General features: G+C 54.9%; 25 protein-coding genes and 1 tRNA gene. 16 read left to right on the top strand and 10 right to left on the bottom strand.

Annotated elements, in window-relative coordinates:
• The first annotated feature begins 127 nt into the window (after positions 1 to 127).
• The 10 genes from ttdA to ureG all read left to right on the top strand — a co-directional run bounded on the left by ttdA (position 128) and on the right by ureG (position 8200).
• Positions 128 to 1036, top strand: coding sequence for a L(+)-tartrate dehydratase subunit alpha (gene ttdA / locus OGV57_RS09720; protein ID WP_003838113.1), 909 nt, complete (start codon positions 128 to 130; stop codon positions 1034 to 1036).
• Positions 1033 to 1638, top strand: a complete 606-nt coding sequence (gene ttdB / locus OGV57_RS09715; RefSeq protein ID WP_032937359.1) for a L(+)-tartrate dehydratase subunit beta — start codon at positions 1033 to 1035, stop codon at positions 1636 to 1638. The genes ttdA and ttdB overlap by 4 nt, the downstream gene beginning before the upstream one ends.
• Positions 1639 to 1686: 48 nt before the next feature.
• Positions 1687 to 3150 carry an anion permease gene (locus tag OGV57_RS09710; protein WP_054528794.1) on the top strand — a complete coding sequence of 488 codons (1464 nt, stop codon included), beginning with the start codon at positions 1687 to 1689 and terminating at the stop codon, positions 3148 to 3150.
• Between the two features lie 121 nt (positions 3151 to 3271).
• Positions 3272 to 4096, top strand: coding sequence for an urease accessory protein UreD (locus OGV57_RS09705; protein WP_197971074.1), 825 nt, complete (start codon positions 3272 to 3274; stop codon positions 4094 to 4096).
• Between the two features lie 10 nt (positions 4097 to 4106).
• Complete coding sequence (locus OGV57_RS09700) at positions 4107 to 4409, top strand: urease subunit gamma (protein WP_003024678.1); 303 nt, start codon at positions 4107 to 4109, stop codon at positions 4407 to 4409.
• 9 nt (positions 4410 to 4418) lie between these two features.
• Complete coding sequence (locus OGV57_RS09695) at positions 4419 to 4739, top strand: urease subunit beta (protein ID WP_003024680.1); 321 nt, start codon at positions 4419 to 4421, stop codon at positions 4737 to 4739.
• The gene (gene ureC / locus OGV57_RS09690) at positions 4732 to 6435 is read left to right on the top strand and encodes an urease subunit alpha (protein WP_054528796.1); all 1704 of its coding nucleotides are present in this window, start codon (positions 4732 to 4734) and stop codon (positions 6433 to 6435) included. Before OGV57_RS09695 ends, ureC begins: the two co-directional genes overlap by 8 nt.
• 8 nt (positions 6436 to 6443) lie before the next feature.
• Positions 6444 to 6902, top strand: coding sequence for an urease accessory protein UreE (ureE, locus tag OGV57_RS09685; protein ID WP_054528797.1), 459 nt, complete (start codon positions 6444 to 6446; stop codon positions 6900 to 6902).
• Entirely contained in the window at positions 6902 to 7573 is a 672-nt protein-coding gene (locus OGV57_RS09680) for an urease accessory protein UreF (protein ID WP_003024687.1), read from the top strand. The genes ureE and OGV57_RS09680 overlap by 1 nt, the downstream gene beginning before the upstream one ends.
• A gap of 9 nt (positions 7574 to 7582) precedes the next feature.
• Complete coding sequence (gene ureG / locus OGV57_RS09675; RefSeq protein WP_003024692.1) at positions 7583 to 8200, top strand: urease accessory protein UreG; 618 nt, start codon at positions 7583 to 7585, stop codon at positions 8198 to 8200.
• Positions 8201 to 8237: 37 nt separating this feature from the next.
• On the opposite strand, the gene tsaD is transcribed toward ureG, so the two are convergent.
• Complete coding sequence (tsaD, locus tag OGV57_RS09670; RefSeq protein ID WP_003024694.1) at positions 8238 to 9251, bottom strand: tRNA (adenosine(37)-N6)-threonylcarbamoyltransferase complex transferase subunit TsaD; 1014 nt, start codon at positions 9249 to 9251, stop codon at positions 8238 to 8240.
• 236 nt (positions 9252 to 9487) lie between these two features.
• On the opposite strand from tsaD, the gene rpsU reads away from it, so the two are divergent.
• The 5 genes from rpsU (at position 9488) to OGV57_RS09645 (ending at position 17111) form a co-directional block, all read left to right on the top strand.
• Entirely contained in the window at positions 9488 to 9703 is a 216-nt protein-coding gene (gene rpsU, locus OGV57_RS09665; protein ID WP_001144069.1) for a 30S ribosomal protein S21, read from the top strand.
• A 237-nt stretch (positions 9704 to 9940) separates the two neighbouring features.
• On the top strand, positions 9941 to 11686 hold the full coding sequence (gene dnaG, locus OGV57_RS09660) for a DNA primase (protein WP_054528798.1): 1746 nt from the start codon (positions 9941 to 9943) through the stop codon (positions 11684 to 11686).
• A gap of 359 nt (positions 11687 to 12045) precedes the next feature.
• Positions 12046 to 13893: an RNA polymerase sigma factor RpoD gene (gene rpoD, locus OGV57_RS09655; RefSeq protein WP_003024699.1), complete on the top strand. Its 1848-nt coding sequence runs from the start codon at positions 12046 to 12048 to the stop codon at positions 13891 to 13893.
• A 160-nt stretch (positions 13894 to 14053) separates the two neighbouring features.
• On the top strand, positions 14054 to 15103 hold the full coding sequence (gene yncE / locus OGV57_RS09650; protein ID WP_049002828.1) for a 7-bladed beta-propeller protein YncE: 1050 nt from the start codon (positions 14054 to 14056) through the stop codon (positions 15101 to 15103).
• A gap of 10 nt (positions 15104 to 15113) precedes the next feature.
• Complete coding sequence (locus OGV57_RS09645; RefSeq protein ID WP_054528799.1) at positions 15114 to 17111, top strand: TonB-dependent receptor domain-containing protein; 1998 nt, start codon at positions 15114 to 15116, stop codon at positions 17109 to 17111.
• Between the two features lie 30 nt (positions 17112 to 17141).
• Here OGV57_RS09645 and mug read toward each other — a convergent pair whose 3' ends face one another.
• Positions 17142 to 17648 (bottom strand): G/U mismatch-specific DNA glycosylase, encoded by a 507-nt coding sequence (mug, locus tag OGV57_RS09640; RefSeq protein ID WP_048218614.1) that lies wholly within the window; start codon positions 17646 to 17648, stop codon positions 17142 to 17144.
• A 125-nt stretch (positions 17649 to 17773) separates the two neighbouring features.
• On the opposite strand from mug, the gene OGV57_RS09635 reads away from it, so the two are divergent.
• Positions 17774 to 17849 (top strand) — tRNA-Ile (locus OGV57_RS09635).
• 157 nt (positions 17850 to 18006) lie between these two features.
• Here the strand turns inward: OGV57_RS09635 and OGV57_RS09630 are convergent.
• The 8 genes from OGV57_RS09630 to OGV57_RS09595 all read right to left on the bottom strand — a co-directional run bounded on the left by OGV57_RS09630 (position 18007) and on the right by OGV57_RS09595 (position 24655).
• Positions 18007 to 18225, bottom strand: coding sequence for a DNA-binding transcriptional regulator (locus OGV57_RS09630; RefSeq protein ID WP_023135249.1), 219 nt, complete (start codon positions 18223 to 18225; stop codon positions 18007 to 18009).
• A 67-nt stretch (positions 18226 to 18292) separates the two neighbouring features.
• On the bottom strand, positions 18293 to 19462 hold the full coding sequence (locus OGV57_RS09625) for a phage late control D family protein (protein WP_193146768.1): 1170 nt from the start codon (positions 19460 to 19462) through the stop codon (positions 18293 to 18295).
• A complete protein-coding gene (locus tag OGV57_RS09620; protein WP_193146769.1) occupies positions 19459 to 19944 on the bottom strand; it encodes a phage tail protein in 486 nt (161 codons plus the stop codon). Before OGV57_RS09620 ends, OGV57_RS09625 begins: the two co-directional genes overlap by 4 nt.
• A gap of 13 nt (positions 19945 to 19957) precedes the next feature.
• Positions 19958 to 22399 (bottom strand): phage tail tape measure protein, encoded by a 2442-nt coding sequence (locus OGV57_RS09615; protein ID WP_193146770.1) that lies wholly within the window; start codon positions 22397 to 22399, stop codon positions 19958 to 19960.
• Positions 22392 to 22529, bottom strand: coding sequence for a GpE family phage tail protein (locus tag OGV57_RS09610; protein WP_077910118.1), 138 nt, complete (start codon positions 22527 to 22529; stop codon positions 22392 to 22394). Before OGV57_RS09610 ends, OGV57_RS09615 begins: the two co-directional genes overlap by 8 nt.
• 14 nt (positions 22530 to 22543) lie before the next feature.
• Positions 22544 to 22879 (bottom strand): phage tail assembly protein, encoded by a 336-nt coding sequence (locus OGV57_RS09605; RefSeq protein WP_001029731.1) that lies wholly within the window; start codon positions 22877 to 22879, stop codon positions 22544 to 22546.
• Between the two features lie 63 nt (positions 22880 to 22942).
• Positions 22943 to 23461, bottom strand: coding sequence for a phage major tail tube protein (locus OGV57_RS09600; protein ID WP_001207674.1), 519 nt, complete (start codon positions 23459 to 23461; stop codon positions 22943 to 22945).
• Between the two features lie 15 nt (positions 23462 to 23476).
• The gene (locus OGV57_RS09595) at positions 23477 to 24655 is read right to left on the bottom strand and encodes a phage tail sheath protein (RefSeq protein ID WP_193146771.1); all 1179 of its coding nucleotides are present in this window, start codon (positions 24653 to 24655) and stop codon (positions 23477 to 23479) included.
• Positions 24656 to 24683: the final 28 nt, after the last annotated feature.

The raw sequence follows: 24683 nt of genomic DNA, 5'->3' as shown, positions 1-24683 counted from the left end.
TCTGGACATCATTCACGAACTGTTAATTAGATATTCACAGTGCCAAATAATATAAAACCACATTTTTAGTGGTAGTTTGTGGCGGAGAATTTATTTCCAGACAAATAAAAGAACTGGAGTTAATAAGATGAGCAATCAAAATAACCAACATGCGATAACTACGCTGACGAACATTGTCGCCGACTTTACCGCCATGATTTCTACCCGCATGCCTGACGATGTTGTGGATAAATTAAAACAGCTGCGTGAAGGCGAAACCTCGCCGATGGGTAAAATCATCTACCACACCATGTTTGACAACATGCAGAAAGCTATCGACCTGAACCGCCCTGCCTGTCAGGACACCGGGGAAATTATGTTCTTCGTGAAGGTCGGTTCCCGTTTTCCTCTACTTGGCGAACTGCAAAGCATTCTGAAACAGGCTGTTGAAGATGCCACGGTAAAAGCGCCGCTGCGCCATAACGCGGTTGAGATTTTTGACGAAGTGAATACCGGAAAAAATACCGGTACCGGTGTGCCGTGGATCACCTGGGACATCATCCCTGATAACGATGACGCGGAAATCGAAGTCTACATGGCAGGCGGCGGCTGTACGCTGCCGGGGCGCTCGAAAGTGTTAATGCCTTCTGAAGGCTACGAAGGCGTGGTGAAATTTGTCTTCGAAAATATCTCCACGCTGGCAGTCAACGCCTGTCCGCCAGTGCTGGTGGGCGTAGGTATTGCCACCTCTGTAGAAACCGCTGCCGTGCTTTCTCGTAAAGCGGTGCTGCGCCCAATCGGATCACGCCATCCAAACCCAAAAGCGGCAGAACTGGAACTGCGCCTGGAAGAAGGACTTAACCGTCTGGGCATTGGGCCGCAAGGGTTGACCGGGAATAGCTCAGTGATGGGCGTACATATCGAATCCGCCGCGCGCCACCCGTCGACTATCGGCGTTGCCGTCTCTACCGGCTGCTGGGCGCATCGTCGCGGCACGCTGTTGGTTCATGCCGACCTCTCCTTCGAAAACCTGTCTCACACCCGGAGCGCGTTATGAAAAAGATCCTCACAACCCCGATCAAAGCCGAAGATCTGGCAGACATTCGCGTTGGCGATGTCATTTACCTGACTGGCACGCTGGTGACCTGCCGTGACGTTTGCCACCGTCGCCTGATCGAACTGAAGCGCCCGATTCCTTATGACCTGAACGGCAAAGCCATTTTCCATGCGGGCCCGATCGTCCGTAAGAACGGTGAAAAATGGGAGATGGTCTCCGTCGGCCCAACTACCAGCATGCGTATGGAAGCGTTTGAGAAAGACTTTATCGAGCAGACGGGCGTCAAGCTGGTGGTCGGCAAAGGCGGCATGGGGCCGCTGACGGAAGAAGGCTGCAAACAGTTCAAAGCGCTGCACGTCATCTTCCCGGCTGGCTGTGCGGTCGTGGCGGCTACTCAGGTTGAAGAAATTGAAGAGGTTCACTGGACCGAACTCGGCATGCCGGAATCTCTGTGGGTATGCCGGGTAAAAGAGTTCGGCCCGCTGATCGTTTCCATCGATACTCACGGTAATAACCTGATTGCCGAAAACAAAAAGCTGTTCGCTGAACGTCGCGATCCTATCGTCGAAGAAATCTGCGAGCACGTGCACTACATCAAATAACCCTCCCGGAGGGGCGTAACGCCTCTCCCTCTTCGCAGGGATACAACAATGGCACCTTTAGCTGGTTGGTGGCGATACCTGGCTCCGCTGGTGGTCATCGCCATTATTGCTGTTCTGCCCGTCCCCACCGGTCTTGAGAGTCACACCTGGCTCTATTTTGCCGTCTTTACCGGTGTGATTGTCGGGCTTATTCTGGAACCTGTACCGGGCGCGGTGGTGGCGATGATTGGCATTTCGATCATCGCTGTCCTTTCACCGTGGCTGCTGTTCAGTCCGGAGCAACTCGCGCAGGACGGTTTTAAATTTACCGCCAAATCGCTGTCGTGGGCGGTATCTGGATTCTCAAACTCAGTCATCTGGCTGATCTTCGCGGCCTTTATGTTTGGTACCGGCTATGAGAAAACCGGCCTTGGTCGGCGAATCGCGCTGATGCTGGTGAAAAAGATGGGGCACCGGACGTTATTTCTCGGCTATGCGGTGATGTTCTCCGAACTTATCCTCGCTCCCGTCACGCCTTCCAACTCCGCGCGCGGAGCCGGAATAATCTACCCGATTATCCGCAACCTGCCGCCGCTGTATAACTCGCAGCCCAATAGCACCAGTTCACGCTCCATTGGCTCGTACATCATGTGGATGGGCATTGTCGCTGACTGCGTTACCAGCGCTATTTTCTTAACGGCGATGGCACCAAATCTGCTGTTGATCGGCCTGATGAAAGGCGCGTCCCACACGGCGCTGAGCTGGGGCGACTGGTTCTTAGGCATGCTGCCGCTGAGCATTTTACTGGTGCTGATCGTGCCATGGCTGGCGTACGTGCTGTATCCACCGGTGCTGAAATCCGGCGAGCAGGTTCCACGTTGGGCGGATACAGAGCTAAAAGCGATGGGACCGCTCTGCGCTCGCGAGAAAAAGATGCTGGCACTGATGGTCGGCGCGCTGGTGCTGTGGATCTTCGGCGGCGACTACATTGACGCCGCAATGGTCGGATACAGCGTGGTGGCGTTGATGCTGGTACTACGCATCATTAGCTGGGATGACATCGTCAGCAATAAAGCCGCATGGAACGTCTTTTTCTGGCTGGCCTCGCTGATAACGCTCGCCACCGGGCTCAATAACACCGGCTTTATCTCCTGGTTTGGCAAGCTGCTGGCGGGAGGACTGAGCGGCTATTCGCCGATGATGGTGATGGTGGCGCTGATCGTGGTGTTCTATCTGCTGCGCTACTTCTTTGCCAGCGCCACGGCGTATACCTCGGCACTCGCGCCGATGATGATTGCCGCCGCGCTGGCAATGCCGGAAATCCCGCTACCGGTCTTCTGCCTGATGGTCGGCGCCGTCATTGGTCTGGGCAGCATTCTGACCCCGTACGCCACCGGTCCTAGCCCTATCTACTACGGCAGCGGTTATTTGCCAACGGTGGATTACTGGCGGCTCGGCGCTATTTTTGGCCTGATTTTCCTCGTGCTGCTGGTGATCACCGGTCTGGTCTGGATGCCCCTCGTTTTGCTGTAATCTCCCTTGGGCGGCGTATTGTCGCCCCTTTATCCATAAGCTTCTCATATGATCGATTTCCCGATGCGCTGAGGCATACTTTTTTGTATGCAAACACCCTCATGCTGATAGGGGAAACGCTCTGGACACGGTTGCGCACGAGACACTCACACGGGGCTGGCAGGCCGAACTGGAACTGCATTTTACCTGCTCCGGGCACAAAACGGTGCTCGCCTTGGCGCGTCATCATGGTCCATTGACGGTTCAGCGCCCGTTTTACCCGGAAGAGGACGTCTGCCACCTCTATTTGCTGCATCCACCTGCGGGGATCGTTGGCGGGGATGAGCTTCATATTGCCGTCACACTCGACGAAAACAGCCATGCGTTAATCACCCAGCCCGGCGCGGGCAAGTTTTATCGCAGCCGTGGACCGCAGGCGTTGCTGCGCCAGCATTTTACCCTCGCCTCGCACGCCACGCTGGAGTGGCTGCCGCAGGATACGATCCTCTTTCCCGGCGCCAACGCCGCTATTCAGACCGTCTTTCATCTGACATCCGCAAGCCGCCTGCTGGCCTGGGATCTGCTGTGTCTTGGCCGACCGGTTATGCAGGAAACTTTCAGCCACGGCATGCTGCAAAATCGCCTGGAAGTGTGGCGAGATGGGCTGCCGCTGCTGATAGAACGCTTGATATTGCAGGAGGGGAATCTGAGCGGCGTCGCGCATCATCCTTGGGTCGGCACGTTGCTGTGTTATCCGGCCAACGAACACATGCTGGAGGGCACGCGGGAGCGGCTTATGGCGCTTGGCGATTACGCCGGGGCAACGCTTAACGACTCGCTGCTGACAATCCGTTTTCTTGCTAACGACAACCTGGTTGTTCAGCGCGTTATGCGTGACATCTGGCAATTTTTGCGCCCGCTGCTGACACATAAAACGCCTGTACTCCCGCGAATCTGGCAAACCTAAGAGAACCCTTATGGAACTGACCCCCAGAGAAAAAGATAAGTTGTTGCTGTTTACCGCCGCGCTGGTAGCGGAACGTCGCCTGGCCCGCGGGCTGAAGCTGAACTACCCGGAATCGGTGGCGCTGATTAGCGCTTTCATCATGGAAGGGGCGCGCGACGGGCAAACCGTGGCCGCACTGATGGAGGACGGGCGTCACGTGCTGCGCCGCGATCAGGTGATGGAAGGCGTACCGGAAATGATCCCGGATATTCAGGTTGAAGCCACCTTTCCGGACGGATCGAAGCTGGTCACTGTCCACAATCCGATCGTCTAAGGAGCGGCAATGATCCCAGGTGAATATCAGATCGCAAAAGGCAGTATCGCACTTAATCAGGGGCGAGAGATCTGCACGATCGTGGTGGAAAATCATGGCGACAGGCCCATCCAGGTGGGATCGCACTATCACTTTTTCGAAGTGAACCCGGCGCTGCACTTTGACAGGCTGGCCGCACGCGGCTTTCGTCTGAACATTGCTGCGGGCACAGCGGTGCGTTTTGAGCCAGGACAAAAACGCGAAGTCGAACTGGTGCGCGTTGCTGGCGCACAAAGGATCGTGGGTTTTCGCAGCGAAGTGATGGGCGCGCTGGAGGCAGATAATGAGTGACATTTCCCGGCAGGCGTACGCCGACATGTTTGGCCCAACCACCGGCGATAAAGTGCGCCTGGCGGATACCGACCTGTGGATCGAAGTGGAAAAAGACTTCACCACCTACGGTGAAGAGGTCAAATTCGGCGGCGGAAAAGTGATCCGCGACGGCATGGGCCAGGGGCAAATGCGCGCCGATGCATGTGTGGATCTGGTGATAACCAACGCGCTGATCGTCGATCACTGGGGGATCGTGAAAGCAGATATCGGTATCAAAGCCGGCAGGATCTTCGCCATCGGCAAGGCAGGTAATCCCGATATTCAGCCCAACGTTACGATCCCGATAGGCGTGGGAACTGAAGTCATCGCCGGGGAAGGCAAGATCGTCACCGCAGGCGGCGTGGATACGCATATTCACTGGATCTGCCCACAGCAAGCGCAAGAGGCGCTGGTTTCCGGCGTGACGACGATGATCGGCGGCGGCACCGGTCCGGCCGCGGGCACTCACGCCACCACCTGTACGCCGGGGCCGTGGTACATCGCACGCATGCTGCAGGCGGCAGACACGTTACCGGTTAACATCGGTTTACTGGGCAAAGGTAACGGCTCAAATCCTGACGCCTTGCGCGAGCAAATCACCGCGGGCGCAATTGGCCTGAAAATCCATGAAGACTGGGGTGCCACGCCCGCCGCTATTGACTGCGCACTGACCGTGGCCGACGAGATGGACATCCAGGTCGCGCTGCACAGTGACACGCTCAATGAGTCCGGTTTCGTGGAAGATACGCTGGCGGCGATTGGCGATCGCACCATTCATACTTTTCACACCGAAGGCGCGGGCGGTGGTCATGCGCCGGATATCATCACCGCCTGCGCGCATCCGAATATCCTGCCCTCCTCTACGAACCCGACGCTGCCCTATACCATCAACACCATCGACGAGCATCTCGACATGCTGATGGTTTGCCACCATCTCGATCCGGATATCGCCGAAGACGTGGCCTTTGCCGAATCACGCATTCGCCGGGAAACGATCGCTGCCGAAGATGTGCTGCATGACATTGGCGCCTTTTCCCTGACCTCGTCCGATTCACAGGCAATGGGGCGCGTGGGCGAAGTGATCCTGCGCACCTGGCAGGTGGCACACCGCATGAAGGTTCAGCGTGGCCCGTTGGCAGAAGAATCCGGTGACAACGACAACCTGCGCGTTAAACGCTACGTCGCCAAATACACCATCAATCCGGCGCTAACCCACGGTATCGCCCATGAAGTCGGCTCCGTTGAGCCTGGCAAACTGGCCGATCTGGTGCTGTGGTCACCGGCCTTCTTTGGCGCAAAACCAGCGACGATCGTTAAAGGCGGGATGATCGTCTGTGCGCCGATGGGCGACATCAATGCCTCGATTCCCACCCCACAGCCGGTGCATTACCGCATGATGTTCGGCGCACTTGGCGCAGCGCGGCATCACACCCGGCTGACCTTTATTTCGCAGGCCGCTGATGCGCAAAACATCGCGCAGCAGCTCAACCTGCAAAGCGCCATCGCCGTCGTTAAAGGCTGCAGAACAGTGAAAAAGGCCGACATGATCCACAACGACCTGCAACCCAATATCACCGTCGATGCTCAGACCTACGAGGTGCGTATTGATGGCGAACTGATTACCAGCGAACCGGCAAACGTTTTGCCGATGGCACAACGCTATTTTCTGTTTTAGGAGTGACGATGATCTACCTGACCCAACGCCTTGACCACGCTCACCGCGTCACCGCAAGCGTCACGCTACCCATTGATATGCGGGTAAAAAGTCGTGCCAGAGTGGCGCTGAACGACGGTCGCGAAGCCGGGCTGATGCTACCGCGCGGTTTGCTGTTACGCGGTGGCGACCTGCTGACCACCGACGATGGCAGCGAGGTGATCGAAGTGATCGCCGCGCCGGAGTCGGTTTCCGTGGTGCGCTGCGCCGATCCTTTCCTACTCGCCAAAGCCTGTTATCACCTCGGCAATCGCCACGTTCCGCTGCAAATCCTGCCGGATGAGCTGCGCTACCACCACGATCATGTGCTGGACGCCATGCTGCGCCAGTTCAACCTCGAGGTGACGTTCACCCAGTTGCCGTTTGAACCGGAAGCAGGCGCTTATGCCAGTGAATCACACGGGCATCATCACGGCCATGCGCACTGATGCATAACACCCAACAGCTGCGTCTGATGCAGCTCGCCAGCAGCGCACTCCCGGTGGGGTCGTTTACCTGGTCCCAGGGTCTGGAGTGGGCAGTGGAGATTGGCTGGGTGAAAAGCGTCGATGACTTCTCTGCCTGGCAAATTCAGCAGATGGAGCAGAACTTTTTTACCGTCGACCTACCGCTGCTGGCGAGACTGTATCGCGCCTGCGAGCAGGACGATCTCGACGCCGCACGCCGCTGGAGCGCTTACCTGTTAGCCTGTCGCGAAACCCGCGAACTGCGGGATGAAGAACGCAGTCGGGGCGCGGCGTTTACGCGGCTGGTCACCGACTGGGAGGCGGATTGCTCGCGAGAGTGGCGCACTCTCTTCGCCGACAGCCAACTCTGCGGCATGGCCTGGCTGGCCGTGCGCTGGAGAATTCCCCTGACCGAACTGGCGTTAAGCCTCGGCTACAGCTGGATTGAGAGCGCTGTGATGGCTGGCGTCAAGCTGGTTCCTTTTGGACAACAGGCGGCCCAGCGTTTGATTATTGCGCTCTGCGGTCGCTATGCGCAGGGTCTGGCTCAGGCGCTGGCGACGCCTGACGCCAGTCTCGGCTCCGCAACGCCGTTGGCCGCTATCGCGTCTGCCCGGCATGAAACCCAATATTCCCGATTATTCCGCTCCTGAGGAGAAAAAATGAGTAACTACAAGCATCCCCTGCGTGTGGGCGTTGGCGGCCCGGTCGGTTCCGGCAAAACGGCGCTGCTGGAAGCGTTATGCAAATCCATGCGCAGCAGCTATCAACTGGCGGTGGTGACCAACGATATCTACACCAAAGAAGATCAGCGCATTCTCACCGAGGCGGGCGCACTGGAGCCAGACCGGATCGTCGGTGTGGAAACCGGCGGCTGCCCACATACCGCCATCCGCGAAGATGCGTCGATGAATCTGGCTGCCGTAGAGGCGCTGAGCGAGAAATTCGGCAATCTGGATCTGATTTTTGTGGAAAGCGGTGGCGATAACCTGAGCGCCACCTTTAGTCCGGAATTAGCGGATCTGACGATCTATGTGATCGACGTTGCCGAAGGCGAGAAGATCCCGCGTAAGGGAGGGCCGGGGATCACTAAATCCGATTTTCTGGTTATCAATAAAACCGATCTGGCCCCTTACGTCGGCGCCTCGCTGGAGGTGATGGAACGCGATACCCTGCGTATGCGCGGGGAGCGTCCATGGACGTTCAGCAATTTAAAATCCGGAGAGGGTCTGGAAAAAATTATCGCGTTTCTGGAAGAGAAAGGAATGCTGCGGATGTAGCGTCTTGCCCGGTAACATTGCGCCACCGGGCAAAAAATCACGCCGCCGGTAATTCCGCCAGCGGCCAGCGTGGGCGCACGGTTACGCCAAGATCCGCCGTTGCGCCCGCTTTAAAACGCACCATGCCCGCGTAGGCGATCATCGCCCCGTTGTCGGTACAAAATTCCGGACGCGCGTAAAATACTTCGCCACGACGTTTTTGCATCATCTCGGCCAGTTTTGCGCGTAGCGTACGGTTAGCGCTCACGCCCCCCGCCATCACCAGACGTTTAAAACCGGTTTGATCCAGCGCGCGTTTGCACTTGATCATCAGCGTATCAACTACCGCATCTTCAAAGGCACGAGCAATATCTGCGCGCGTCTGATCGTCATTTTCGTTATTACGAATAGTATTCGCGGCAAAGGTTTTCAGCCCGGAGAAGCTGAAATCCAGCCCCGGACGATCGGTCATCGGGCGCGGGAAGACAAAACGTTTTTCAACGCCTTGCGAGGCCAGCTTTGACAACATTGGACCGCCAGGATAATCCAGCCCCAGCAGCTTGGCGGTTTTGTCGAACGCTTCGCCAGCAGCATCATCAATCGATTCGCCGAGTAATTCATACTGACCGATACCGGTGACGCTGATCAGCTGCGTGTGACCGCCGGAAACCAGCAGCGCGACGAACGGGAACGCAGGGGGATTATCTTCCAGCATTGGCGCCAGCAGATGCCCTTCCATGTGGTGCACAGGAATTGCCGGTACGCCCCAGGCGAACGCCAGCGAACGTCCTACGGTTGCGCCAACCAGCAGCGCGCCAACCAGACCAGGACCTGCGGTATACGCCACCGCATCGATCTCTTTTGCCGTCAGTCCCGCCTCTTTCAGCGCGGCCTGGATCAGCGGTACGGTTTTACGTACGTGATCGCGCGAGGCCAGTTCTGGCACTACGCCGCCGTAGTCAGCGTGTAATTTCACCTGACTATACAATTGGTTGGCTAAAAGACCTTTTTCATCGTCGTAAATGGCGATGCCGGTTTCATCGCAGGATGTTTCAATACCCAGTACACGCATGACTTGTTTTACCTCGCTCTATTACCGCGCAGTGTAGGACCAATGCGGGTTGATGTAAAACTTTGTTCGCCCCAGGAGTTCCGCTCGTGTATACTCCTTGTCCTTATAAAAGTCCCTTTCAAAATCGCGTCGGTGCTTTACAAAGCAGCAGCAATTGCAGTAAAATTCCGCACCATTTTGAAATAAGCTGGCGTTGATGCCAGCGGCAAACCGAATTTATTAAAGGTGAGAGTTACATGCCGGTAATTAAAGTACGTGAAAACGAGCCGTTCGACGTAGCACTGCGTCGCTTCAAGCGTTCATGCGAAAAAGCAGGTGTTCTGGCGGAAGTTCGTCGTCGTGAGTTCTATGAAAAACCGACTACCGAACGTAAGCGCGCTAAAGCTTCTGCTGTGAAACGTCACGCGAAGAAACTGGCTCGCGAAAACGCACGCCGTACTCGTCTGTACTAATCCATTGAGAGCCAAAGCTCTCAATTCAGACTGAGTTGTAGTTGTAAGGCCGTGCTTCCGGAAGGAATGCGCGGCTTATTTTCGTTTATACACGTCATCATTCAAGCTGCCTCAGTGTTGGCTGCAGTCGCTCACCCCAGTCACGTACTGATGTACGCTCCTGAGGATTCGCTTCCTTGCCGCCTTGATGCATCCTGAATGATTTTGTGTATATGAGTCATCAAAAAACAGGGGCTTATGGCTGGACGAATTCCTCGCGTTTTTATCAATGACCTGCTGGCAAGAACCGACATCGTCGATCTCATCGACGCGCGGGTAAAGCTGAAAAAGCAGGGCAAAAATTATCACGCGTGCTGTCCGTTTCATAACGAAAAAACCCCCTCTTTCACCGTAAACGGTGAAAAACAGTTTTATCACTGCTTTGGGTGTGGCGCGCATGGCAACGCCGTCGACTTTCTCATGAACTACGACAAGCTCGAGTTTGTGGAAACCGTCGAAGAACTGGCCGCAATGCACAACCTTGAAGTGCCCTATGAAGCAGGCAGTGGCCCCAGTCAGATAGAGCGCCACCAACGGCAAAGCCTTTATCAATTGATGGATGGCCTGAACACTTTTTATCAACAGTCTTTGATGCAACCCGCCGCTACCCCTGCGCGCCAGTACCTGGAAAAGCGAGGATTAAGTAGCGACGTTATCACCCGTTTTGCTATTGGTTTTGCGCCCCCCGGCTGGGACAACGTCCTGAAACGGTTTGGCGGCAATGCTGAAAATCGCAAATCGCTGGTTGATGCGGGGATGTTGGTCACCAACGATCAGGGACGCAGTTACGATCGCTTCCGCGAACGGGTGATGTTCCCCATCCGCGACAAACGTGGTCGGGTCATTGGTTTTGGTGGACGCGTGCTGGGCGATGCTCTGCCGAAGTATCTGAACTCCCCGGAAACCGATATTTTCCATAAAGGTCGCCAGCTGTATGGTCTTTATGAAGCCCAGCAGGATAACGCCGATCCACAGCGCCTGTTAGTGGTAGAAGGCTATATGGATGTGGTGGCGCTGGCGCAATACGGCATTAACTACGCCGTGGCATCCCTTGGGACGTCAACCACCGCCGATCACATCCAACTGTTGTTCCGCGCGACGAACAACGTAATTTGCTGTTACGACGGCGACCGTGCCGGACGCGACGCAGCATGGCGCGCGCTGGAAACCGCACTGCCCTATATGACAGACGGACGCCAGCTACGCTTTATGTTTTTACCTGACGGCGAAGATCCCGATACGCTGGTGCGCAAAGAAGGGAAAGAGGCCTTTGAAGCGCGGATGGAGCAGGCGCTGCCGCTCTCTGCGTTTTTATTTAACAGCCTGTTGCCGCAGGTGGATTTGAGTACCCCAGACGGACGCGCACAGCTCAGCACGCTGGCATTACCGCTGATTACTCAAGTACCAGGGGAAACGTTGCGCATTTACCTGCGACAGGAGTTGGGAAACAAGCTCGGCATTCTGGATGACAGCCAGCTTGAACGTTTAATGCCAAAACTGGCAGAAAATGGGGCTTCCCGCCCTGTTCCACAGCTAAAACGTACGACCATGCGTATACTTATAGGGTTGCTGGTGCAGAACCCGGAGCTCGCCCCGCTGGTTCCACCGTTAGGCGCACTGGATAGCAATAAGCTGCCTGGACTTGGCTTATTAAGAGAACTGGTCAACACTTGTCTGGCTCAGCCAGGTCTGACCACCGGGCAACTTTTAGAACACTATCGTGGCACAAATGATGCTGCGACCCTTGAAAAACTGTCGATGTGGGACGATATAGCAGATAAAGATATCGCAGAAAAAACCTTCACCGACTCACTCAACCATATGTTTGATTCGATGCTTGAACTGCGCCAGGAAGAGTTGATAGCTCGTGAGCGCACACACGGTTTAAGCAGCGAAGAACGCCGGGAACTCTGGACGCTGAACCAGGAACTGGCCAAGAAATAAGAGAAAGACAAAACAAAGACAAAATCATTCGCGTTGTATCAAGGCAGCAAGTGAACGAACGCCTGGGAGTGTACATAAGTACATGACCAGGATGACAAATCCGCCGGGAGCGGATTTGAACGCTGCTTGCGGCGGCCCCGTAAGGGGCGAGGCTCAGGATGAGCCGAGTAACGAACGCAGCTAACGCAGAGACAACGTGAAAGATGAAGTATTTAACGGCTTAACTGCCGAATATCGATCGGGAAGCCCCCGACAGCCGCACGGAGAGGCAGCGGCAAAATATAAGTATGCCCTCGTTTTGCCGTTGGCGGTTTTACCGCCCAACACCAATCAAACGAATTAAGTGTGGATACCGTCTTATGGAGCAAAACCCGCAGTCACAGCTGAAGCTTCTTGTCCAACGTGGTAAGGAGCAAGGCTATCTGACCTATGCCGAGGTCAATGACCATCTGCCGGAAGATATCGTCGATTCAGATCAAATCGAAGACATCATCCAAATGATCAATGACATGGGTATTCAGGTGATGGAAGAAGCACCTGATGCCGATGATCTGCTGCTTGCTGAAACCTCCAACAGCACCGATGAAGACGCGGAAGAAGCGGCTGCCCAGGTTCTGTCCAGCGTTGAGTCCGAAATCGGTCGTACAACTGACCCGGTCCGCATGTACATGCGTGAAATGGGTACCGTTGAACTGTTAACCCGCGAAGGCGAAATCGACATCGCTAAACGCATCGAAGACGGGATTAACCAGGTTCAATGCTCCGTTGCCGAATACCCGGAAGCTATCACCTACCTGCTTGAGCAGTACGATCGCGTAGAAGCTGAAGAAGCACGTCTTTCCGATCTGATCACTGGCTTTGTCGATCCAAACGCGGAAGAAGACATGGCGCCCACGGCGACCCACGTCGGTTCTGAACTCTCTCAGGAAGAGATGGATGACGATGAAGACGAAGATGAAGAAGATGGCGACGACGACAGCAGCGATGACGACAACAGCATCGACCCTGAGTTAGCGCGTGAAAAATTCGGTGAACTGCGTACTCAGTACGAAATCACTCGCGACACCATCAAAGCGAAAGGCCGCAGCCATGCTGCCGCGCAGGAAGAAATTCAGAAGCTGTCCGAAGTGTTCAAACAGTTCCGCCTGGTGCCGAAGCAGTTCGACTACCTGGTAAACAGCATGCGCGTCATGATGGACCGCGTGCGTACTCAGGAACGTCTGATCATGAAGCTCTGCGTTGAGCAGTGCAAAATGCCGAAGAAAAACTTCATCACCCTGTTCACTGGCAACGAAACCAGCGAAACCTGGTTCAACGCGGCAATCGCGATGAACAAACCGTGGTCTGAAAAACTGCACGATGTGGCAGATGACGTTCACCGCGGCCTGCAGAAACTGCAGCAGATTGAAGAAGAAACCGGCCTGACCATCGAGCAGGTTAAAGATATCAACCGTCGCATGTCCATCGGTGAAGCGAAAGCCCGCCGTGCGAAAAAAGAAATGGTTGAAGCGAACTTACGTCTGGTTATCTCTATCGCTAAAAAATACACCAACCGTGGCCTGCAGTTCCTGGATCTGATTCAGGAAGGTAACATCGGTCTGATGAAAGCGGTTGATAAGTTTGAATACCGTCGTGGTTACAAGTTCTCCACCTATGCAACCTGGTGGATCCGTCAGGCGATCACCCGTTCGATCGCGGATCAGGCGCGTACCATCCGTATCCCGGTACATATGATTGAGACCATTAACAAGCTCAACCGTATCTCCCGTCAGATGCTGCAAGAGATGGGCCGCGAGCCTACGCCGGAAGAACTGGCTGAACGCATGCTGATGCCGGAAGACAAGATCCGTAAAGTGCTGAAGATCGCTAAAGAGCCTATCTCCATGGAAACGCCGATCGGCGACGATGAAGATTCGCATCTGGGTGATTTCATCGAGGATACCACCCTCGAGCTACCGCTGGACTCTGCGACTACCGAGAGCCTGCGTGCCGCAACGCACGACGTTCTGGCTGGCCTGACCGCCCGTGAAGCAAAAGTTCTGCGTATGCGTTTCGGTATCGATATGAACACCGACCACACGCTGGAAGAAGTCGGTAAACAGTTCGACGTTACCCGTGAACGTATCCGTCAGATCGAAGCGAAAGCGCTGCGTAAACTGCGCCACCCGAGCCGCTCTGAAGTACTGCGTAGCTTCCTCGACGATTAATCGTTTCTGTTATTAAGAAGCTCCCTCCGGGGAGCTTTTTTTTTGGGATTTTCCGCAGTGTACAAAAATTGGTAGGGGGCATTGCCTATACACGCAATTGTAAATGATATTTATTTTCATTATCATTTTCTTTTCGTAAACAACTGTAAAGAAAAATGACATGAATTTAAAAACATTAAAAAATCAGTCCCTCTGCGCGCTTGCGATTTCACTGGCACTTTATGCCGGTTCAGCCCTGGCAAAAGACTTTACTGAGGATCAGTTCGCCTCTCAGACGCTTGGTCATGGCGTTTACGAACTGGCTTATGACGCCGGACAACAGGCTATCTATGCAGCCTCTGCCCCCTCTTTCGACAAAGATAAAACCGCCGGTGAAGTGTTCCTGTTTTCAACTGAATCATTAAAAGTCGATGAGCGGATCGCCACCGAACGCCGTCCTTTTGCGGTCTCACTGGATGAACCTAACCACATTCTCTGGCTAGGTAATGCGCTGGATGGCTCACTGACCCTGCTGGATACCCGCACCCATAAAGAAGTGAAAATGCTTCAGCTTGCAGACGAAGAAAATAAAGCCCACGTTCGTGAAGTGGTGCTCGACAAGAAGCACCACCGTCTGTATGTCTCCGGTATTGGCAGTGAAAATAAAGGTGTGCTGTGGGTTGTCGACACGCATAACCAGAAACTATTACACGCCCTCAAAGGGATGGATCCGGTCGGTTTCGCCGTTGATGAAGCTGGCGATAAAGTTTACGCCGTCACTGGCAAAGGCGAACTGGTTACCCTGGATGGCAAAACGTCGCAGGTTCTGTCGCGTGTGAAGGTTGACCCCTCCGAGCCGAAGCATTACTTCCTGAACATCGCGTTGAACACGGCCAAAGGCGTCGGATTTATCGCCGATACCAACACCGCCGACGTGCTGGTAGTCCAACTGGACAGCGGTAAAATTGTTCACCGCGTTCCCACGCCAAACTCTATCGCTGCGGTCTATAACCCTGCCCGCAACGAAGTGTATGTTACCCATCGCAATGCCCGTCAGATTAGCGTTATCGATGCCAACACTTACAGCCTGAAGCACACCATCAAAACGGCAGCAATGCCAAACAGCATGGTGCTTTCTCCTGACAGCAAAACGCTCTTCGTTAGCGTGAAGCAGGATGAAAAAGCCAACAAGGCTGACTATGTACTCAAGCTCGATTTAACCCAGTTCTGAGGAATACGTTGTGATTAACCAGACTCGTACCGCGCTGGCGATTTCGCTCGCCCTTGCCAGCCTCCCGGCGACCGTTTTCGCCGAAGAAACCACACCAGATAATGAAGATCAACTGGTGGTCACCGCCACCGGTTTCGCACAGGAACGCCGTGAGGCACCGGCGACCATCTCCGTCATCGGCGAGAAAGAACTGAACACCCGCTCTAACCAGAACGTCACCGAAGCCCTTCGCGAGATGCCCGGCGTATTGGTGGGTAATGGCAACGGTAGCCTTGCCACAGGCGATGTGCAGATGCGCGGCATGGACTCGACCTATACCTCCTACATGGTCAACGGCATCAAACAAGGCACCCGCGAATCGCGTCCTTACGGACACCATATCGGGACAGAGGCTGCCTTTTTACCGCCACTTGCTGCTATCGAGCGAATCGAGGTGATTCGCGGACCGATGTCCTCACTGTATGGCTCTGACTCCATCGGCGGCGTGGTCAACGTCATCACCAAAAAAGGCTACAACCTCGATAAATGGACGGGTGTGCTGGAAGATAACTACTTCCTGCAAGAGAAGAGCGAGTACGGTAACACCAACCAGACCAATGTCTTCCTGATGGGGCCAATTATCCCCAGCAAGCTCGGGGTGAGCGTAGCGGCGGATTATCTTGATCGCCGTGATGACGACAGCATCTCCGATGAGCGCTTTGTGAAGCACCAGGCTGGCAATCTGGATGCCACCATCAACATGTCGCCGACCGACACCCAACTGTGGGATTTGAACGTCGTCAAAGGGCATCAGGTAAAATCACACAATGATAAAGCCTGGCAATGGGACTTTGACCGCGATGCCGCTTCACTTGCGCAGCATGCCTGGTACGGCGACGATCTGCTGGAAGTGAAGAACTTCATCAGCTACGAGAACGCTAAAACCGAGTATCGTGTGCCGGGCATGAGTTCGCAGTTCATTAAGCAGAAAAACTATGAAGCCAACAGCGCGAACACCTTTACGCTGGGCGACCACAAGCTGACGCTGGGGATCAACTTCACCCGTAATGAGCTGGACGACACTTTCGGCATCGAAAACAAAGAAGTGCCGGGCATAACGCCGGTCAGCAAGATCACCCGTGACGGCTGGGCCATCTTCGCGGAGGATGCCTGGATGATGGTTCCGGACTTCACCCTCACCACCTCGGCGCGTCTCGATCACGACAGCTACTTTGGCTACCACGTCACGCCAAAACTCTACGGTAACTGGACGATTGACGAAAGCTGGGCGCTGAAGGGCGGCGTATCGGCGGGCTATAAAAAACCGGACCTGCGTGAGAACAATGAAGGTTTCACCAGCGTCTACGGTTCGTATCCGTATTCTTTCATTGGGATCGGCAACGATGACCTGAAACCTGAGCAGAGCGTCAACACCGAGCTGGGCGTCTACTGGCAACAGGACACACTGGCACTGGATGCAACCGTGTTCTTCACCAAATTCAAGGACAAGATCAGCGACTACACCATCTGTACCGCAACGGCCACGCAGAAGTGCATTTACAACGGGTATGAAGCGGAAGAAGTCTCGCAGTATTTCAACGTCAGTGACGCGGAAATCTATGGCCTGGAGCTGAACGGCGACTGGCAGGTCACTACCGCGCTGAAAGCGAACGCGAACTACACCTATACCCACAGCGAGCAAAAGAGCGGTCAGTACAAGGGAGAGGCACTGAACGAGTTCCCGACGAGCATGGCCAACCTGTCTCTGACATGGAATGCACTTAACGATCTGGAGCTGTGGAGTAAAGCCAGCTGGCGCAGCAATACGCCTGACATCGGCAAATCAACGTCAACCGACGCCTATGCGCTGGTCGATTTAGGCGCACGCTACCATCTCAACAAGAGCATCACATTGATGGCGGGGGTTTATAACCTGTTCGACGTGAACCCAATCTACAAAACGTCCTATAACCAGTCTTCCATCCTGGAAGGACGCCGCTACAACATGGGCGCACGCTTCGAGTTCTGACAGTGACGCCGGAGCCTAAGGCTCCGGCAGTTACAGGCCGCGCGCCTTCAACGCCACATTCACTTCCCGATACGCCTCTACCAGTTTATCCAGCGTGATCCGGCTTAACCCGCTGGGATTCGGCAATACCCATATTTGCGTCGCGCCAATGGTCAGCGTCTGTTTTCCCCACTGCGCCCCACGCTGGCTAAGCCCCTGCTCAAATGCCTGCTTCCCGAGGATAGCGAGCGCGGCTGGCTGATACTCTTCTATTTTCTCAATAAGCAGACGACCTCCGCTACGCATCTCTTGTAGCTTCACTTCATTGGCTTGTACCGTTGGTCTGTCGACAAACTTAGTCACGCCGCAGCGGAAATCCAGCAGATGCTGTGCCTCTTCAGGTTTAAGCTGGCGATCGGTAAACCCCGCCTGATGGATAACCTTCCAGAAGCGATTAGCGGGGTGTGCAAAGGGGAATCCTGTACCTGCGGAAGATAGCCCCGGATTGATGCCGCAAAACACCACCCGCAGCCCCGGTGCCAGTATGTCCTTAACCATAATTACTCCGAACAATACATCAGAGGAACAAGTATAACGGACTGAAAATACATTGTTTATAAAAACAGCATCCGTACGCTTATGTCTGGATTGCAACGCGGAGTTACTTTATAATCCACCGCCACGGCCCCTTAGCTCAGTGGTTAGAGCAGGCGACTCATAATCGCTTGGTCGCTGGTTCAAGTCCAGCAGGGGCCACCAAATTTTAGCTTTAAAATCATATAATTAAGCCACTCGAAAGAGTGGCTTTTTTGTTGTCTCGTTTTTAAGTGGCGATAAAATGGCGGTGGATTTTATACCGCCATTTTCCTGAGCGTATAAAAAAACCCGCACACGGCGGGCATTTAACGGAAATTTATCAGAGCCACAATGGCCGCTGACCACCGACAGTCGGGTGCGGCGGTGCCGGGTCGATAGCTCCTGGAGTAACAATAAAGCGCTCTATCGTTTCCATTGTCATAAACGTACAACTACAGTTGATGTTCTGGCATTGGTGGTAGCGCTCTTTTGTATTTTCTGTTAAATAGCGGCTTGTTCGTGCATGTGCGGCATGATGACACTTTGGACAATGAAACATAACCCACCCTACTATTCTCAATTCGTGAATCAATGATAAACATCAATTCACTTTTTGTGAATATATTTTATTCATCATCCGGTTCAGCACTGTACTCCACATCGGAGAGCTTAACCTCAAGCTCTAATCCCGTCGTGAATCCATTATTATTCAGATTGTGAGTTACCTTACTGATTAACCATGCCTGCTCATCTATGACACGCTTAAAGCCCGACACGCGCACCGGTGTCTCGGGGAATAAATCAGCCCGACCGAGCGCCAGTGTAATTGAAAACTCCGCAACGCCTCGCTGCAACTTATCCCACTTAGCCTGAGCTGCTCGCATCGCCTGAGCCTTTGAAGCGTAGACCGTCGTCAGCGCCAGCACGTTATCAGCCTCACCGGCCATATACTCACCCTCGCGCGCTTCCTGCTCTTTTTTGGCTTTTGTCTTTTTGCTGACCGGCTTTGCTTTCGGGTGTTCCAGTGCGCGCAGGTGCTTCTCTTTTGGTTTACGTTTCAGCGTTACCTTTTGCTTTTGCGGCTTAGGGTCTTTGGTGTGCAACCATTTTGCCGTTACGCCGGTATAAGCCCCACGGTCGGCAATGGCAAACTGATGACGGTCACCATCACTGCGGGTCAGTGTCATTTGTGGGACGGGTTTACCGCTGGCTGTCACTGCGCTACCGGCTTTCAGAAACAGCAATTTCCCCGCTTTCACTGATACTGCCGCCCCGTTGCGCTCAGCCAGTCTGGTCAAAAATACTGCGTCGGACTCCTGCGACTGATCGATATGCGGTACCGGGATTTTTTTCAGCGAATCCGCGACGCTGGCCGTCAGTTTATTGCGTTTTGCGATGGCGCTGACCAGCTCACCGAGAGTGGTGTCGTGCCATGATTCCTCACGCCGTGAATTGAGTGTTCCGCGAAAATCTGCGCTACGCGCACGAATGGTCAGCGTATCAGGCGCGCCTCGGTGCTCAATCTCATCAACCGTGAAATCGCCCTTATTCAGAAGTGACGAACCCTGCCAGCCAAGCCACAGCGTCAGCACCGCGCCGCGCAGTGGTAACTCGACTTTGCCGTCAGTATCGTCGAGCTCAATGTCTAGCTGGTCAGCTTCAAAACCCCGGTTGTCGGTCATAGTGAGAGAAATCAACCGGTCACTAAAATTGCTGGTAATGTCCTGGCTGTTCAGTGTCAGCATAAATACCGGTGCAAGGCTTGCCCCGGCGTCAATGGTCATGCCCGTCATCATGCGGTCAGCCCTCCGAGCATACCCTGCAGCTTATCGGTCAGATTACCGGCAGAGCCAAGCAGTTCGCCAGCCTGCTTATTCAGGTCGCCAAACATCGCCGCCAGTGATTCGTCGACCCGTTTCAGCGAAAGTGTGAAATCAATCTTTCTGGCCGCGCCATCACTGAAAAACTCGGTGTGTGTAGTCGAGACTTTATCGACGATATACATCCCGAGAATATTGCCGGTACCCTCAATCATCGGCCACGCTCTGCCCTCGTCAGCCATCAGTTCAACTGCCCTCAGTGATATACGGCCACCGGTAATGGCAGGGTAAAGCGTACCGGCAAGCTGAATGGAGGTTTCCCCCTCACCGAGAAACTGATACGCAGGAGGTTTACCGACCCGGTCATTAGATGCCCAGCGATAATCCTTCGAGAGTTGCATCGACTGATAAGGCAGGGTGCGGCGTTCAAACACAAACATTCCAAGCGCAAGCATCATTATTTATTCCTCCTCAGTCATGGCTCATACTGGCACGCTGACGCGCACGCTTTTCGCGCTCAATCTGTTCGAGCGTATCGCGTAGCTGTCGGTCAAGCTGATGCCCCGGCGCAACGCCACCCGGCAAAGTGATGTTGTATTCGCTTTTACTCTGGTCAATGTAAGAGCGTCCCGCCGGTGCGGTCACTGGCTGATAAGCCTGATAACCACCATATGTGCTGGTTGCCGGGATGTAGGAATTACCCTGTGTGGCGGCGTTGGTTTTGGCTGCGGTCTGGTCGAGGCTGTCCGACTCTTTGTTGATGATGCCGAGCTTTTCGAGAAGCCAGTCGACACCGCTGCGCAACTTGTTAAATACATTGAGCGGAGCCATCAAAGCAGAGGCCAGCGCCTGACCAAATATGACGCCGACATTTTTGCAGCTATCGAGCGTTTCCTGCGTGGCCTTGACCGGTGCTATCAGGTCTTTAAACCACTGCCAGACACCGCGCAGTTTCTCACCGAGACCGTCAAAAATGGGTGCCAGTGGAGCGAACATTTCCCCGACAGGGGTAAAGGCGCTCATGACCCCCTCAATCACCCCCGAGAAAAATGCGCTGATGGGCTCCCAATATTTACGAATGAGCAGCGCCCCGGCCACAATCGCCGCCCCCAATGCGACAATCGGCCAGGTAATCGCGCCGAGTGCGGTCACAATGGCACTACCGGTGACAGTAAATACCGTACCCAGCACGCCAGCAGCAGCGATAATGGCGTTAATCCCCATAACAACCGGCCACGCAACGAGACCAATACCGCCGATGATACCAATCAGAGCCAGTGCGCCACCGGCGATGATGCCGATGGTTGTCGCCAGCCCTTTGTTCTTCTGGATCCAGCCGTCGAGCTTTAACACGTATTGCGTGGCGGTTTGGGTGAGTTTACGCAGCGAGCCCTCTTGCTGGTCAAACAGGTCGGTACCGACTGCCTCATAAGCAGACTGGAACTCTTTAAAGTCGCCGCCGAGGTTATCCTGCATGACCTTAACCAGTTCCTCGGTTTTACCGTCCGAGGCTTTAAACGCTGCGGTGAGCCGGTCAAGTTTGCCGCTTGAGGCTGCTTCCATCAGTACCGCCGCCGCCGAGCTGGCCTCTTCGCCGAAAATGGTTTTCATGTACTCGCCGCGCTGGCTTGTCCCGAGGTTGTTTTTCTCAAAGCTGCGCTGCATTTCTTTCAGGATGGAGAATATCGGGCGCGTGTTCCCCTTGCTGTCGGACGTTTTGACGCCGAGCTCCTTAATGGCCTCAAACGCTTTTCCGGTGGGAGCCTGCAGGCGGCTGAGAATGGCGCGGCTACCCGTGCCCGCCATTGACCCGGTGATTTTGGCGTCGTGCAGCGCACCGACCATTGCGGCGGTTTGTTCGATGCTCACCCCGGCATTTTTTGCCACCGGCGCGGCATAGGTCAACGCGTCGCTCAGTCCGTCAAAATCGGCGGCGGTTTTGTTCATCGTCATCGAGAGAACGTCGCCAATGTGCGCAATCTTGTCGTTTGAAAGCTGAAATGCTGATTTCATCCCGGTCAGCAGCGCAGCGTTTTCCTCCATCGAGCGTCGGTTTGACAGTGCCATATTCAGTGTGACCGGCGTCGCCGCCTGAATAGCAGCAGCGTCACCGCCGCTTTTCGCAATGATGATTTGCGCGCTCGCTGCGTCATCTGCAGAGGCTGCAGTATTGTCGCCGAGCTGGCGAGCCTGTTTGCGTAACGCCTCCATTTCTGGCGACTGCTTATCGACCCCGAGCACAGCCTGCAGCTCGGAATTTTTCTGCGCAAAGTCATAACCGGGCATCAGCAATTTAACCCCGGCCATCGTTCCCGCTGTCGCAATACCCACCCCGGCAGCGCCTGCTGCGGCCATGTTACCGGCAAGCTCTTTACCTGATTTATATCGCTCTTTCACCCGGCTTAATTTCGCCTGCTGCGCACTGACGCGCGCCAGTGCCTCACGCTGGCGGTTAAGCTGCGCTGTTGTTTCGCTGATGGATGTTTTGAGACGACGTTCATCGGCAGACAGGGTGCGGGTATTGATACCGGCCTGCATCAGTTCGGAGCGCTGACGCTGTACCGATGTTCTCAGGCTGTTGTATTTCGCCTGCAGTTCAGAAGCGGCACGCTTTGCCGCTTCGAGTGCCTGCGCCTGCGCACGGGTCGGACTGGTGGTGTTTTTAAACTGCACAGCCAGCTCACCGGCTTCACGCTTCGCCTTATCAAGCGCCTGACTGGTTACGGCCAGTTGCGCGCTTGCCTTACGAAAGCCGTCGATTTTCGACGCCTGACCATTCAGGTCACGCAGCCCTTTTTGTGTGGTGCGAATATCACCCGACAGGGTTTTACTCGCGGTCTGGATAGATTTAAGCGGTCGGGTCGCCTGGTCGACCGCTTTCAGCAATACCTCAAGCCTCAGGTTATTACTCATTGTGGTTTCCACTACGCTGCAGCGCCTTTTCGCGCCATGTGATGAGCTCGCTCAGGCTCAGGGAATAGAGCTCTGATGGCGGCCAGTGGAATATCACGGCAATATCCGCCATCAGGTCATCGGTCGACAGGTCGGGCGGAAAATCTACTCCGCCGAAGCCGGTGACAAAAAACCAATCACCTTAGCGGCCAGCGATAACATGTCGGGCAGGTTCATCGCGGTCAGTTCCTGCGTGGTGAGCGCGGGATAGGTCATGCGGGGCAGCACTTTAATCAGCGCATCGACTTCGGACTGCGCCACCGCTGCCAGACTGACACCGCGCAGGGTACCGGCGTTGGGCTCAATCAGGGTGACTTTATCAATCGTCTGACCGGCGCGCTTAATCGGCTTGTCGAGGGTCACGACGTTCGGGTTTACGGTGTCAATTTCATTGCCAGCCGTATCAACAAATTCAGCGGTTTTACGTGGTGCTTTTGCCATGATGTTTTTCTCTGCTCTGAATGGGGATTAATAACCGGCCAGCAGTGCTGACCGATCAGGGAATTACAGCCCGATTGCGCGGCGGTGCTGTTCCAGACGGTCGACGCCGTTCACCTTCTCGACCATGTTGACGGTGTCGATTTCGATGACGTCGCTACCATCAATCGTGAGGCGATAGTAGGTGCAGACGGTCGACAGCTTGGTCGAGGTGTTTTCACCCTGTTTATTCTCGCCGCCGTCGATTTCTTTGTGACGTCCACGCATGACCACCTCGACCGCGATGATTTCGCCGGTGTCGTCGCGCTGATAGGATCCAGCAAAACGCAGCGGCACGGCGTCAGCACCCGGCGCGGCGTACTGCGCCCACAGCGCCACATCGGGCAGGCCACCGACAGACCATTCGACGGTGAGCGCATCGTCGTCGAGGCCGAGGTCAATTGCCGCCGCACCATTCATACCGCCGCCGCGATAGTTTTCGAGCTTGCGGGTCAGCTTCGGCAGCGTCACGGATTCAACAACACCCATGTAGCTAAGGCCGTCGTTGAACATGTTCAGATATTTAAGTTTGCGGGGTAGTGCCATGTTGTTTCAGGCTCCTTAGCTGTTGACCGATTCGGCCAGATTCACCAGATATTTATCGGTGATGCGCTGGCGCAGGGTCAGGCTTTCCAGTGGGGGAACCGGTGTATAGTCGTAGTCGATATACAGTTTCCCGGCCTTGAGGTTTTCCTTGTCGTTCGATTCCTCATCGAACCAGCATTCACCATCCACGATGTAGCCGTTAGATTTCAGCTCGCGGAATTTGGCGTTAATACCGTCGACAATGTCACGGATGAGCGATGCAGTGATGGGTTTATCGACCGCCCACATGTGCGCCTCAGCCATCGTGTCGGCCAGTACCTGCGCGGTGCGGGTGTAGTTCTCAAACAGGAAAAGCGGGTCATCAGAGCAGGTGCGGTTCCCCCAAAAACGGAAACCATCTTTGCGCACCAGCGTCGTGACCCCGGCCTCGTTGAGCAGGTCAGCATCGGTGCCGGATGCCTGCAAATCCCAAAAGACTGAGGCGCTGATGCCGGTAACACCCTGCACACCGACGTTAGACAGCGTTTTGTGCCAGCCGATGGTCTGGTCTATGTAGGCGCGCAGACCGAGTGCGCGGGCGGTGGCATATGCCGTGGTGGTGGCGTTCGCGGTGGTGTCCCATGCGAGGAAGTCAGGCCAGATGACCATCAGTTCGCGCTGGCTGAAATTCTCGCGATAGGCCATCGCCTCTGAAATGGTTTTACAGCCCCACGCGCTGACATAACAAAATGCGCGTAGTTTGATAGCGGCTGACGCAAGTGCGACCGCCACTTCCTGCGTATCGAGACCCGGCACACCGAGAATGCGCGGCTTAACGCCGGTAACCGCTTCGGCAGTCAACAGCGCTTTAATGCCGGTGTATTTTCCGTTCTCATCCGTGCCGCCGATGATGTTGGTAACGGTCTGCGCTTCTGCGTCGTCTCCGGTACCTTCGGCAACGCGCACAACGATAGTGACAGGTTTAGCCAGGTCGGCGATGGCCTGCAGAGAGGCTGCCAGCGTGCCTTTTTTACCGGCTTTCGCAATGGCGCTCTGCACATTGGTAATCAGTACCGGTTCATTGAGAGGGAATAGCTTCGCATCCGCATCACTGGCCGTGCAGACCATGCCGATGATAGCGGTCGAAACTGTGGAAATGACGCGGGTGCCGTCGTTAATTTCAAGCACCTGCACGCCGTGGTGAAAATCACTCATCCGGTTAACTCCATGGTTAAGGGGTGAG

Origin of the sequence: Citrobacter sp. Cf087 (assembly GCF_030334285.1) — a bacterium.
In the GTDB taxonomy this organism is placed as follows: Bacteria; Pseudomonadota; Gammaproteobacteria; order Enterobacterales; family Enterobacteriaceae; genus Citrobacter; species Citrobacter freundii.
The sequence above is the reverse complement of the archived record's forward strand: the minus strand, read 5'-3'. Positions and strand labels throughout refer to the sequence as shown.